The sequence below is a fragment of the Variovorax sp. Varisp41 genome, from assembly GCF_047325085.1.
In the GTDB taxonomy this organism is placed as follows: domain Bacteria; phylum Pseudomonadota; class Gammaproteobacteria; order Burkholderiales; family Burkholderiaceae_C; genus Variovorax.
On sequence record NZ_CP168541.1, the window covers coordinates 179,610 to 191,339 of the forward strand.

The 11,730-nt window shown below is 68.4% G+C and carries 12 protein-coding genes; 10 read left to right on the forward strand and 2 right to left on the reverse strand.

Annotation, left to right across the window (positions count from 1 at the left end; all coding sequences use genetic code 11):
- Nucleotides 1-50: 50 nt before the first annotated feature.
- Nucleotides 51-407, reverse strand: a complete 357-nt coding sequence (locus tag ACEN9J_RS32025) for a hypothetical protein (RefSeq protein ID WP_296783416.1) — start codon at nucleotides 405-407, stop codon at nucleotides 51-53.
- A 653-nt stretch (nucleotides 408-1,060) separates the two neighbouring features.
- Between ACEN9J_RS32025 and ACEN9J_RS32030 the strand changes: the two genes are divergently transcribed.
- Nucleotides 1,061-1,270 carry a hypothetical protein gene (locus ACEN9J_RS32030; protein WP_261214553.1) on the forward strand — a complete coding sequence of 70 codons (210 nt, stop codon included), beginning with the start codon at nucleotides 1,061-1,063 and terminating at the stop codon, nucleotides 1,268-1,270.
- Between the two features lie 24 nt (nucleotides 1,271-1,294).
- Here the strand turns inward: ACEN9J_RS32030 and ACEN9J_RS32035 are convergent, their stop codons facing one another.
- Nucleotides 1,295-1,978, reverse strand: a complete 684-nt coding sequence (locus tag ACEN9J_RS32035) for a GntR family transcriptional regulator (RefSeq protein ID WP_057590053.1) — start codon at nucleotides 1,976-1,978, stop codon at nucleotides 1,295-1,297.
- Between the two features lie 92 nt (nucleotides 1,979-2,070).
- Here ACEN9J_RS32035 and ACEN9J_RS32040 point away from each other — a divergent pair, with 92 nt between their 5' ends.
- The 9 genes from ACEN9J_RS32040 (at nucleotide 2,071) to ACEN9J_RS32080 (ending at nucleotide 11,633) form a co-directional block, all read left to right on the forward strand.
- A complete protein-coding gene (locus ACEN9J_RS32040) occupies nucleotides 2,071-3,144 on the forward strand; it encodes a BMP family ABC transporter substrate-binding protein (protein ID WP_413765283.1) in 1,074 nt (357 codons plus the stop codon).
- Nucleotides 3,145-3,153: 9 nt separating this feature from the next.
- Complete coding sequence (locus ACEN9J_RS32045) at nucleotides 3,154-3,840, forward strand: Rieske 2Fe-2S domain-containing protein (RefSeq protein ID WP_413765284.1); 687 nt, start codon at nucleotides 3,154-3,156, stop codon at nucleotides 3,838-3,840.
- Nucleotides 3,833-5,647, forward strand: coding sequence for a 2Fe-2S iron-sulfur cluster-binding protein (locus ACEN9J_RS32050; RefSeq protein WP_413765285.1), 1,815 nt, complete (start codon nucleotides 3,833-3,835; stop codon nucleotides 5,645-5,647). Before ACEN9J_RS32045 ends, ACEN9J_RS32050 begins: the two co-directional genes overlap by 8 nt.
- Before the next feature lie 9 nt (nucleotides 5,648-5,656).
- Nucleotides 5,657-6,301: a glutathione S-transferase family protein gene (locus tag ACEN9J_RS32055; RefSeq protein WP_413765286.1), complete on the forward strand. Its 645-nt coding sequence runs from the start codon at nucleotides 5,657-5,659 to the stop codon at nucleotides 6,299-6,301.
- 136 nt (nucleotides 6,302-6,437) lie between these two features.
- On the forward strand, nucleotides 6,438-7,565 hold the full coding sequence (locus tag ACEN9J_RS32060; RefSeq protein ID WP_093345681.1) for a Gfo/Idh/MocA family protein: 1,128 nt from the start codon (nucleotides 6,438-6,440) through the stop codon (nucleotides 7,563-7,565).
- A 49-nt stretch (nucleotides 7,566-7,614) separates the two neighbouring features.
- Nucleotides 7,615-8,526, forward strand: a complete 912-nt coding sequence (locus ACEN9J_RS32065) for a sugar phosphate isomerase/epimerase family protein (protein WP_413765287.1) — start codon at nucleotides 7,615-7,617, stop codon at nucleotides 8,524-8,526.
- Nucleotides 8,523-9,695: an aldose 1-epimerase family protein gene (locus ACEN9J_RS32070; RefSeq protein ID WP_413765288.1), complete on the forward strand. Its 1,173-nt coding sequence runs from the start codon at nucleotides 8,523-8,525 to the stop codon at nucleotides 9,693-9,695. Before ACEN9J_RS32065 ends, ACEN9J_RS32070 begins: the two co-directional genes overlap by 4 nt.
- 72 nt (nucleotides 9,696-9,767) lie before the next feature.
- Nucleotides 9,768-10,829, forward strand: a complete 1,062-nt coding sequence (locus tag ACEN9J_RS32075; RefSeq protein ID WP_413765289.1) for a LacI family DNA-binding transcriptional regulator — start codon at nucleotides 9,768-9,770, stop codon at nucleotides 10,827-10,829.
- Between the two features lie 42 nt (nucleotides 10,830-10,871).
- On the forward strand, nucleotides 10,872-11,633 hold the full coding sequence (locus ACEN9J_RS32080) for an SDR family NAD(P)-dependent oxidoreductase (protein WP_413765290.1): 762 nt from the start codon (nucleotides 10,872-10,874) through the stop codon (nucleotides 11,631-11,633).
- The last annotated feature ends 97 nt before the right edge of the window (nucleotides 11,634-11,730 follow it).

An 11,730-nucleotide genomic window follows, 5' to 3' on the forward strand; every position in this document is an offset into this window, starting at 1 on the left:
CTTTAAGCAGACTGTTGTTTCCCCTTTGAAAACAACAACTTAAATCGCTTTTACAACGCAGTACCTGAGTTATCCACAAAGTTGCCCACGGAAAATGGGGAGCACTTGGACATCATCAGCTCGCGCGCGGAGAAGGCACGGCGCAGGTGGGGCCGCGGCAACGCGAAGGTCGGGCGGTCGCGCTCCTCGATCCAGTGCGAGCCCGCGCCATAGACCGCGTTCTGCACCTCGCACACGATGCGCGCCTCGCGCCGCGCCGCGGCCGTGGCCGGCACCCACATGCCGCCATCGTGATGCTCGTCGTCCTCGTGGTGGCGCACATCCCAGCGCCAATGGACGCGGATCTGGGCGGTCTCCACACCCGGAAAGATCTCGGCGATGAAATTGTTAAAAATCATTAACTGCATGCTAGGCAGGCCCGGCGGAGGCACAAGGGCCGCCGGCGAAAGCTGCCGTCAAGGCTGTGCAGTTTTCCTCACTTTTTGACACAAGTTTGTTCCCGTCACGTCCGATTTGTTTCGATGGGAACGTAACGCCCGTAACGCCGGCGACCAGGAACACGGGTTACGAGGACGCCGGGCGCCCCAAAAAAAACACCCGCCGAAGCGGGTGTGCATCCCTTGCGGGCCCGGAGGGAGGTTCTTCTTGCTCTTCTTGGCGCCCTGGTGCGTGACAGCAACGCCATGTTCGACGCCAGGCCGTAAGAGACGCGTCAGCCTTTGGCCAGCAGTGCGTGTAGGCCATTGAAAGATTCGTGAAGAATTGCTCATGATTCTTCATATGGGATGCCAAAAACCGCTGCCTCCCATAGAAATGTCGGTGTCGTCTGACGTGAGACGACTGTTTCAGGGTCGAACATCCTTGTGTCCGGCCGTTCCTCCCTCGGCTGGGCGCCTAGTGTGTGACAGCAACTTAGGCTTCGCGCCCGGCCTCGTGCGGGGCGCTTTTCTTTGTGCCGCCCGCTGTCGACCCGATCCCAGGTAAAGCTTGTGTGAAATCACGCCAATAAGAATCATTCTTATTAAAATGATTTCAATAGTGTTACAGCCGAGGATCAGGCATGGACAAGTTCATGGCACGTGCCGAGTGCGAATGGCTCGCACAGTTTTTCTCCGATCCGCAGACGGATGCCGCGCCGGCGTCGCCGGGCCAATGCGGGGAGGCCCGTCCCAAGGAAGAAGCGGCTGCGGGCCGCGCGCCCTGGCATCGGGCGATCCTGTCGTCGGTCGCGCGCGTGCTGCGCCCCGGCATGCCCAAGGCGGGCACCTGAGCCACCGCGGGCCCGGCGCCGCACTCAGCGCCGGCGCAGGGCCCGGCTCAGGTGCGGATCGGCTTCCTCGTCGTCGGGCGCATCGGCACCCAGGCTGACCTCCACGGTGTGGAGGTGGCTGCGCAGCAGGGCCAGCGCCTCTTCGGTCGAGCCGCTTTCGATCAGGGCGATGAGTTGCGCATGCTCGTCCTGCAGGCACTCGGTGTGCTTGTCGTATTCGTGCTGGTAAAGCAGCAGGATCAGCGCGATCCGTCCGACCAGTTGATCGAGCGTCTGCGCGAGCAGGTCGTTGCCCGCGAGCCGCGCGAGCAGCACGTGGAATCCCGCGCCGAGCCGGCGCACCTCCTCCATGTCGTTGCCCACGCGCGCCGCGCGCTCCTGCTTGACGTGCGCGCGCAGCGCCGCCAGGTCCTTCCTGGTATGGGCCTGCGACAGCTTCTCCAGCGAGTGGCGCTCGATCGCCCAGCGCAGATCGAAGGTGTCGCGCGCCTCCTTCGGCGTGGGCTTGGCCACCGAGGCGATCTTGCCGGGCGTGAGATCCACCAGCCCTTCGCGCGCCAGGCTCTGCAGCGCCTGCCGCACCACCGTGCGGCTCACGCCGTAGAGCTTGCCCAGGCTCACTTCGCGCAGCTGCGTGCCCGGCAGCAGGCGATGGGCGGCAACCGCTTCCCGGATGCTGTCGCTGATCTCTTCGTTCTTGGTAGACATGGTCCGGGATTGTAATTAGACTGAATCGGTATACCGATATAGAGTACTGACTCGGAATTCAGACTCCCCACCACCCTCGAGGACAACGCCCCATGATCGAATTTCGTCCGGCTGTCGCAGCCTTCGCGGCCTTCTTCTGCGCTGCATCCGCAATCGCGGCCGAGCCGCTGCAGATCGGCTTCGTCTATCAAAGCCCCGTGTCCGACGTCGGCTGGGTGGCCGTGCACGAAAGCGCGCGCAAGCAGCTCGAGAAGGAATTCGGCAACCGCATCAAGACCCAGGTGGTGCAGGACGTGAAGGCCGGCCCCGACGGCGCGCGCGTGATCCGCGAGCTGGTCGGCAACGGCGCCGGGCTGATGGTGCTCGGCAGCTTCGGCTACATGAACGACGGCCTGAAGGCGGCCGCCGAGAACCCGAAGGTCAACTTCGTCCACGCGAGCGGCTTCAGGCAGGCCGCCAACTTCGGCACCTACAACGCGCACTGGTACGAGGCCGCCTATGTGGCCGGCCTGGTGGCGGGCAAGGTCACGAAGTCGAACAAGCTCGGCTACGTGGGCGCGCTGCCGATCCCCGACGTGGTCTCGACCATCAATGCCTTCGCGCTCGGCGCGCAGAAGAGCAACCCGGCCGCCAAGGTGTCGGTGGTGTGGGTCAACGAGTGGTTCAACCCCGGCAGCGAGCGCGACGCCGCCAACACGCTGATGCAGCAGGGCGCCGACGTCATCGGCTCGGGCTTCCAGGACAACCCGGCCGTGCTGCAGGCGGCCGAGGCCAAGGGCGTCTGGTCGATCGGCATGTTCTCCGACCACCGCAAGTCCGCGCCGCAGAAGCTGCTGACCTCGCTCACGCACGACTGGACGCCCTACCTGCGCCAGGCCGTGCAGGACACGCTCGACGGCAGGTTCAAGGGCACGGCCTATGCCGCGACCCTGGCCAACGGCGGCGTGAACCTCGCGGACTGGAACCCCGGCGTGCCGGCCGAGGTGGTCCAGATGGCGAAGCAGGCGCGCGCCGACATCGTGGCCGGCAAGCTCAAGGTGTTCGCCGGACCGCTCAAGGACAACACGGGCAAGCAGCGCGCGGCTCCGGGTGCGGCGCTGTCCGATTCGGAGATCGCCGGCATGAACTGGTTCGCCGAGGGCATCCAGGGCGCGATCCCGCGCTGAGGCCCGGCCATGAACCAGACCGCAGACGCGACGGCGGCAAGCTCCGCCGACTGGTTTCCCGTGGAGTTCTCGCGCAACCTGCTGCCGGGGCAGGTGCTGCAGTCCACGCTGCTCGGCCATGAACTGGCCCTCTGGCGATCGGCCTCGGGTGCGATGGAGGTGTGGGAGAACCGCTGCCCGCACCGCGGCGTGCGGCTCAGCCTCGGCTTCGTCGTCGGGGAAGAACTGGTCTGCCGCTACCACGGCTGGCGCTACGGCCGCGACGGCCACTGCGTGTCGGTGCCTTCCTCGCCGAAGGACGCGAGCCCGCCGGCCGCCTGCGCGCGCACCTACCTCAGCCGCGAGAGCGACGGCATCGTCTGGGCCAGCCTCGCGCGCATGCCGGTCGGCTATCCGCCGCGCCTCGGCGACGACCTCGTGCCGTCGCGCAGCTTCACGGTCGACCTCGATGCCGACACCTTCGCGCTGCAGGCCGAACGCGCGGGCTGGTTGCAAGGGCAGAGCACTTGCGTCTTGCAGGAGGGTGCATCGGCCCTGCTGATCCAGCCGCTGTTGCCCGGCACCTCGATCGTCCACCTGCTCGTCGCGCGCGGCTCATCGAGCCTCGACAAGCAACGGGCCATCGAACGCATCAAGACGCACATCGCCCAATGGACGGCCGCGACCTACGCCCCGAGGGAGAGCGAACATGCCTGACACCATCGACCCCGCGATCGCGTCCGACTGGCTCGCCATCGGCGACAGCCTCGGCCTCGTGCCCGGCACGGGCCGGCGGGCCCGACTGCTGGGCCACGACCTGCACGTGCGCCGCCGGCCCGACGGCGCGCTCGAGGCCTGGTTCGAAACCGAACCCACGAGGCCTTGCCACGCCACCGACCACTGCGGCTTCGTCCTGCTGTGCCTCGGCGACGAGCCCAGGCCGCTGTTCGAACTGGCGGCCTTCGCGAACCCCGCGCGCCGCTTCCTCTACATGGGTGGCTTCGGCATCCACAGCGGTCCGCTGCGGGTGGTGGAGAACTTCCTCGACATGGCGCATTTCCCCTTCGTCCATGCCCACATCCTGGGCTCGGAAGAGGCGACCGAAGTGCGCGGCTACGAGGTCGAGCTCGACGCCCGCCAGGAACTCTGGGCACGCGACTGCAAGTTCATCCAGCCGCTGGCCTCGGCGGACGCGAAGGGCGGGGCGGACGTCGACTACGTCTACCGCGTCGTCAACCCGTTCTCGCCGATGCTCTACAAGCATCCGGCGGGCCGTTCGGCCGAGCTCGCCGACATCATCTTCCTGTTCATCCAGCCCACCGACGAAGAGCGCTGCATCGCGCACTTCGCGATCAGCCTGTTCGATGCCGAAAGCTCGAGTGGCGAAATCATGGCTTTCCAGCAGAACATCCTCGGGCAGGACAAGCCGATCCTCGAGAACCACGTCCACAAGAAGCTGCCGCTCGATCCGCGCATCGAGGTGCCTTCGCGCGCCGACGCGGCCTCGAGCACCTTCCGCCGCTGGCTGCGCGACATCCATCTGCGCTGGGGCATCGAGGCGCAGGGCACCGAGCCACGGCCACGGCTCAGCGTGGAGGTGGCGGAAAAAAGAACCGTGGCGCAGGACATCGTCGAGTTCAGGCTGCGCTCGCCGCGTCGCGGCCCCTTGCCGAGCGCCGCCGCGGGCTCGCACCTCGACGTGCACCTGCCGAACGGCCAGATCCGCCAGTACTCGGTCTGCGGCCAGGACGACGAGGGCTACACGATCGCCGTCAAGCGCGAGGCCGATTCGCGTGGCGGTTCCATCGCCCTGCACGAGTCGGTGCAGGCCGGCATGCAGCTCGAGATCGGGCTGCCCAAGAACAACTTCCGGCTCGACCCGCGCATCGAACACGCGGTGCTGATCGCGGGCGGCATCGGCATCACGCCGATCCTCGCGATGGCGCGCGATCTCGCGGCAAGGGGAAAGCGGCCGGCCCTGCACTACTTCTGCCGTTCGGCCGAGCATGCCGCGTACCGCGCCGAGCTCGAAGCACTGTTGGGCACGAACCTGCATCTGCACCTGGGCCTGTCGCCGCAGCAGACCGAAGACCAGGTACGGCAGGCACTGCAAGCCGGTGGCGACGCGCATGCCTTCGCCTGCGGGCCCGCGCCGCTGATGCAATGCATCGAGCGCGTCGCGGCAGAACGCCATTGGCCCGCCGATCGCGTGCACTTCGAATACTTCCGACGCACCACGCCCGTCGAGGCCACCGGCCCCGCCTTCACCGTCGAACTCGCACGCAGCGGCCGCCGCGTGCAGGTGGCGAGCGATACCACCATCGTCGAAGCACTGCGCGCGATCGACATCCACCTCGACACCAGTTGCGAGCAGGGCGTGTGCGGCACCTGCCTGTGCACCGTCATCGACGGCGAGCCCGATCACCGCGACCAGTACCTGAGCGCGGGCGAGAAGGCGTCCCACATGCAGATGCTGCCCTGCGTCTCGCGGTCGCGCTCGGCGACGCTGGTGCTCGATCTCTGAGGGCGCGCGATGATCAGGCTCTACAACGAACAGCTGTCCGGCAACTGCTACAAGCTGCGGCTCTTCATGGCCTTGCTCGGCATCGCCCATGAACGCGTGCCGGTCAACTTCCACCCCGGACGCGAACACAAGCAGGCCGAGTTCCTCGAGCTCAATCCCTTCGGCCAGTTGCCGGTGATCGACGACGACGGCTTCGTGCTGCGTGACGCGCAGGCCATCCTCGTCTACCTCGCGAGCCGCCACGACAGCGCCGGCACCTGGTTTCCCGCCGATCCGAAGCGCCGCGCCCGGGTCATGCTGTGGCTCACCGTGGCCGAGGACATCACGCGCAGCGCCTCGGCCGCGCGCCTGCACGATGCCTTCGGCTACGACCTCGACGCACCGGCCTGCCGCGCGGCCGCGCACAGGCTGTTCGCGCACATCGAGGACCACCTGGGCGACCGCGAGGCCGCGGAGGAGGGCTGGCTGGTCGGCGCCACGCCCACGCTCGCCGACATCGCGTGCTTCCCCTACATCGCGCTCGCGCCCGAGGGCGGCATCGCGCTGACGCGCTATCCCGCGCTCAGGCGCTGGATCGCCCGCGTCAAGTCGATCCCAGGCTTCATCGGCATGCCGGGCATCTTCGCCCTCGGCATCGACGCCGAAGCCACCTGACGCGTCGCGGGATGCCCCGCTGATTCGCCTCAAAAAACCTCATCCCGGTCGATTGGTCCGGGTCGCCGCGTCCCTTAACCTCGGTTGCGAGGCAGCAAAGCACTGCCTCGATTCGACCCAGGACAGGAGACAAGCCATGACCCCAACGAGCGCGACCGCCGCGCCAGCCGCCGATGCCCGCGGCTTCGAACCCGACGCCCCGATCCGCTGCCGCGATTTCCGCATCGGTGCCATCGGCGCCGGCTTCATCATGGCGGACGTGCAGCTCGCGGCCTACCGCGAGGCCGGCTTCCCCGTGGTGGCGATCGCCTCGCGCACCCGTTCCAAGGCGGCCGATGTGGCGCAGCGCTGGAACATCCCCACGGTGCATGACACGCCCGAAGCGCTGATCCGCGATCCGCAGGTGCAGATCGTCGACATCGCCTTCCCGCCCGACCGCCAGCCCGAGCTGATCCGCCTCGCGCTCGCGCAGCCGCACGTGAAGGCGGTGCTCGCGCAGAAGCCGCTGGCGCTCGATCTGGACACGGCGCGCGCGCTGGCCGAGGAGGCGCGCGCGGCCGGCAAGCCGCTGTCGGTGAACCAGAACATGCGCTTCGACCAGTCGATGCGCGTGCTCAAGCAACTGCTCGATCGCGGCGAACTCGGCACGCCGGTGCTCGCCACCATCGAGATGCGCGCCATCCCGCACTGGCAGGAGTTCCTGCGCGGCTACGGCCGCCTCACGCTGGCCAACATGAGCGTGCACCACCTCGACGTGCTGCGCTTCCTGTTCGGCGAGCCCGAGGACATCTACACCGCCGCGCGCCCCGATCCGCGCACCGGCTTCGAACACAGCGACGGCATCGTCTGCTCGACCTTGCGCTTTCGCAGCGGCGTGATGGCGCTCAGCATGGAGGACGTCTGGACCGGCCCGCATGGCGAGGGCTTCGATGCCGGCATCTTCATCAAGTGGCGCGTCGAGGGCACCGAGGGCGTGGCCGAAGGCACGATCGGCTGGCCCGACTATCCCGAAGGCAGCCCGAGCACGCTGCGCTACAGCTCGCGCCACGGCACGGACGGCCAATGGGTCGAACCGAGCTGGTCCACGCGCTGGTTCCCGCAGGCCTTCGCGGGCGTGATGGAGCAGCTGCAATGGGCGCTCGCCCAGGGCGAGGCGCCGATGCTCGACGTCGCCGACAACGTGAAGACCATGGCGCTGGTCGAGGCCGGCTACCGCTCGCTCGCCGAGCGGCGCGCCGTGCCGCTGGCCGAGTTCGGCGTCTGAGCCGCGCGCTTTCCCCGCATCCCCACCCACAAACCATCGGAGACAACCCATGATCCAAGTCGGCATCTTCAGCGGCTACTTCCCCTATGCCCTCGAGGAGTCCGCGCGCCGCATCAAGGCGCAGGGCTTCAACACCGTGCAGCTCGACCTCGCGTTCAAGGACATCGACTTCTCCACGCCCGAGGCCATCACGCGCGAGAAGTGCCACCGCGTGCGCGACACCTTCCGCCGCCACGACCTGCCGATCAGCTGCGTGTCGGCCTACACGAACATCGTCCACCCCGACGCCGGCGAGCGCAAGCGCCGCAACGACTACCTCAAGGCCACCTTGCGCCATGCGCGCGACTGCGGCGCGCCCTACGTGATCAGCGAGACCGGCACCGTCAACCCCGACAGCGACTGGTCCTCGCATCCCGACAACAAGAGCGAGCGCGCCTACGCCGACTGCGTGAAGGTGGTGCGCGAGCTCGCGCAGGAGGCGCACGACCACGGCGCGGTGTTCCTGGTCGAGACCTACGTCAACAACATCATCGGTTCGGTCGAGGAGACGCTGCGCCTGTTCGCCGACGTCAACCATCCGGGCCTGGGCCTGCTGATGGACCCGACCAACTACTTCGAGACCCACAACATCGACCGCATGGACCAGGTGCTGAACCAGATGTTCGACGCGCTCGGCGACAAGGTCCGCATCGCGCATGCCAAGGACGTGAAGCGCGCCGCGGGCGACGACAAGAGCGAAAAGTTCGCCGACATCGACGCCTCGGAGGCGCACCAGTTCCGCGGCGTGGGCGAGATCGAGCTGCCGGCGCCGGGCCTGGGCGCACTGAACTACGACCTCTACCTCAAGCGGCTCGCGCAGCACCATCCGAACATCCCGATCATCATCGAGCACCTCGACGAATCGGACGTGCCGCGCGCCAAGCGCTTCCTCGACGACAAGCTGCTGGAGGCCGGCGCGTGACCCAGCTCTACGGCCGCCACTGGAGCCGGCGCGAGTTGCGCGAACACGCGGGCACGCTCGCGCAGTTCGCGGGCGTGCGACTGGTGACGCTGGGCGACGGCGTGGAACGCGGCATCCGCTGCCTCGAGTTCCGCACCGGCACCGGCTTCGCGTTCCAGGTGCTGGTCGACCGCGCGATGGACGTCGGCGCCTGCGAATACCGCGGCGCCGCCATCGGCTGGCAATCGCCCACGGGCTTCCGGCATCCGGGGCTGCACGAGAACGCCGACGAGGGCGGCCTCGGCTGGCTGCGTTCCTTCTCGGGCCTGCTCGTGACCTGCGGCCTCGACCACACGCTGTTCATGGACAGCGACCCGGCCGGCCACTACCACTACACGCCGCGCCAGAGCGTCGACAGCGGCCTGCACGGCCGCATCGCGAACATTCCCGCGCGGCTCACCGGTTACGGCGAGCGCTGGGAGGGCGACGACTGCATCCTCTGGTGCGAAGGCGTGGTGCAGCAGTCGGCCGTGTTCGGCGAGGACCTGCACCTGGTGCGGCGTATCGAGGCGCGCGTGGGCGAGCATGGCTTCACGCTGCACGACCGCGTGGTCAACCACGGCTTCTACCGCACGCCGCACATGTTCTGCTACCACGTCAACGCCGGCCATCCGGTGCTCGACGAGGGCAGCCGCTACATCGCGCCGATCCGCCACACGCCCTGGGCCGCGCATGCCGATGCATTGCGCAGGCAATCGGTGGGCTATCGCACCCAGCCCGGGCCGCAGTCGGACTTCCATGAGCAGGTTTACGAGCATGCGATGGCGGCCGATGCGCAAGGGCGCATCCCGGTCGCGCTGGTCAACGAGGGCTTCGACGGCGGCCATGGCATCGGCCTCGCGGTCGAGGTCAACCGCGACGAGTTCCCGTGCCAGTTCCAGTGGCAGAACTACCAGCGCGGCCAGTACGCGATGGGCATCGAGCCGAGCACCAACCACGTGCTGGGCAAGCCCTTCGCGCGCGAGCGCGGCGAGCTGATCTGGCTCGAGCACGGCGACGAGCGCCGCTACACCACGCGCTTCTCGGTGCTCGACGGGCGCGGCGAGATCGCGGCCTTCGAGGAGCGCGTGCGCGCCATCTGCGCGCAGCCCGCCGACGAGTACCCGGCCATCACCGGCCGCTGGGACTGAGGCGCGAAGAAGATGGGCGAGCCGGTGCGGACATCGCGGCAGGGCGTCTCGTTGCGCGGAATACTCGGCGACATGAAGACGAAGACATCGACGCCCCCCGCCGAGGCCCCCGGCCGCTCGCGCCTGGCCGACGTCGCGCGCGTGGCCGGCGTTTCCAAGGCCACGGCCGACCGCGCGCTGCATGCGCGCAAGGGCGTGCGCTCGGCCACGGTGCAGCGCGTGGTGCGCGCGGCCGCGCAGCTGGGCTACCTGCCCGACGAGAGCCTGCACCAGGTGCTGCGGCCGCGGCCGATGGAGCTGATCTTCCTGCTGCCGGCCGGCACCAACCAGTTCATCCGCATGCTCGGCGACTACGTCGGCATCGTCGAGAAGCAGCTCGAGCCCTTCAACGTGCGTTGCCGCCGCGTCGAGATCGAGGGCTTCGATGCCGAGGTGCTCGCCGCGCGGCTGCTGCGCCATGGCCGGCAATGCGACGGCATCGCCTTCGTGCCGCTCGAGCATCCGGCGGTGCGCGAGGCCGTCGCCACGCTGGCCGACCAGGGCGTGCACCTGCTCACGCTGCTGTCGGACCTGCCGGGCTCGCGGCGCGCCGCCTATGTGGGCATCGACAACCATGCGGCCGGCCGTACCGCGGGCTACCTCATGGGCCGCATGCTCGACCGCAAGTCGGGCAAGGTCGGCCTGATCGCGGGCAGCCTCAGCTACCGCGGCCACGAGGAGCGCGAGGTCGGCTTCCTGCAGGTGCTGGCCGAGCAGTTCCCGGGGCTGCGCGTGGTGGGTCTGCGCGAGGGCCACGACGACGTGGCGCAGAACTACCGCCAGGCGCGCACCCTGCTGCGCCAGCACACCGACCTGGTGGCGCTCTACAACATCGGCGGTGCCTCCGAAGGCATCGGCCGCGCGCTCAAGGAGGCGGGCCTCGACCGCAAGGTGGTCTTCATCGGCCACGAGATCACGCCCGACACCCGCGCCATGCTGATCGACGGCACGCTCGACGCGGCCATCAACCAGAACCCGCAGACCGAGGTGATGAACTGCGTGCGCATCTTCGCCAACCTGCGCGCGGGGCGCGATGCGCTCGCGGGCGTGGAGCCGGTGCGCGCCGGCATCGCGGTGCGCGAGAACCTGCCCTGATCCCTCCTTTCCTCACACGACTTCAAAAGACACGACACGACCATGGACATGACAGGCAAGAAGGTGCTGGTGACCGGCGCCGCCGGCGGACTCGGCACCAGCATCTGCTGGGCTTTCGCGCGCGCGGGCGCGCAGGTGCTGGCGCTGGACATCGATCCGGCCAAGGGCGAGCGCCTGGTCGCGGCCGGGGAGGGCGAGGGCGCCGAGGTGCGCGCGCGGCTGCGCTTCGTGCAGGGCGACCTCGCCGACCTCGGCGCGCTCGCGGCGCAACTGGCCGCGCTGTTCGAGGCCCAGGGCGGCATCGACGTGCTGATCAACAACGCCGCCATTTATCCCTCGCGCAGCATCGAGGAGTTCAGCGTCGAGGAGCATCGCCGCGTGCAGGGCGTGAACGTCGACGCGGCGCTGGTCTGCGTGCAGGCCGCGCTGCCGCACATGAAGCGCCAGCGCTTCGGCCGCATCGTCAACGTCGTCAGCATCACCATGTACGGCGGCTGGCCGCTGCTGCTGCCCTACGTCACCTCCAAGGGCGCGCTGCTGGGCATGACGCGCGCGATGGCGCGCGAACTCGGGCCGCATGGCATCACGGTCAACGCGGTGTCGCCGGGCGCCTTCCCGACCGATGCCGAGAAGATCCATCCCGACCCCGAGGGCTACGAGCGCTTCGTGCTCGAGCACCAGTCGGTCAAGCGCCGCGGCGCGCCCGACGACATCGCGAACGCGATGCTGTTCTTCGCGGCCGAGGGCAGCGGCTTCGTCACCGGCCAGACGCTCAACGTCGATGGCGGCTGGGTGATGCAGTAGCCGCCGAAGCCCCCGCCTTTCCGCTCGATACCACCAGCAGCTAGGGAAATCCCGTGATCGCAGCCACGGGCCGGAACGCTAAAGTCGTACTTGTTAG

Bases quoted from the DNA above. Each gene is read 5' to 3' on its own strand.
- ACEN9J_RS32025 (WP_296783416.1), bottom strand. From the start codon at position 407: ATGCAGTTAATGATTTTTAACAATTTCATCGCCGAGATCTTTCCGGGT.
- ACEN9J_RS32030 (WP_261214553.1), top strand. From the start codon at position 1,061: ATGGACAAGTTCATGGCACGTGCCGAGTGCGAATGGCTCGCACAGTTT.
- ACEN9J_RS32035 (WP_057590053.1), bottom strand. From the start codon at position 1,978: ATGTCTACCAAGAACGAAGAGATCAGCGACAGCATCCGGGAAGCGGTT.
- ACEN9J_RS32040 (WP_413765283.1), top strand. From the start codon at position 2,071: ATGATCGAATTTCGTCCGGCTGTCGCAGCCTTCGCGGCCTTCTTCTGC.
- ACEN9J_RS32045 (WP_413765284.1), top strand. From the start codon at position 3,154: ATGAACCAGACCGCAGACGCGACGGCGGCAAGCTCCGCCGACTGGTTT.
- ACEN9J_RS32050 (WP_413765285.1), top strand. From the start codon at position 3,833: ATGCCTGACACCATCGACCCCGCGATCGCGTCCGACTGGCTCGCCATC.
- ACEN9J_RS32055 (WP_413765286.1), top strand. From the start codon at position 5,657: ATGATCAGGCTCTACAACGAACAGCTGTCCGGCAACTGCTACAAGCTG.
- ACEN9J_RS32060 (WP_093345681.1), top strand. From the start codon at position 6,438: ATGACCCCAACGAGCGCGACCGCCGCGCCAGCCGCCGATGCCCGCGGC.
- ACEN9J_RS32065 (WP_413765287.1), top strand. From the start codon at position 7,615: ATGATCCAAGTCGGCATCTTCAGCGGCTACTTCCCCTATGCCCTCGAG.
- ACEN9J_RS32075 (WP_413765289.1), top strand. From the start codon at position 9,768: ATGAAGACGAAGACATCGACGCCCCCCGCCGAGGCCCCCGGCCGCTCG.
- ACEN9J_RS32080 (WP_413765290.1), top strand. From the start codon at position 10,872: ATGGACATGACAGGCAAGAAGGTGCTGGTGACCGGCGCCGCCGGCGGA.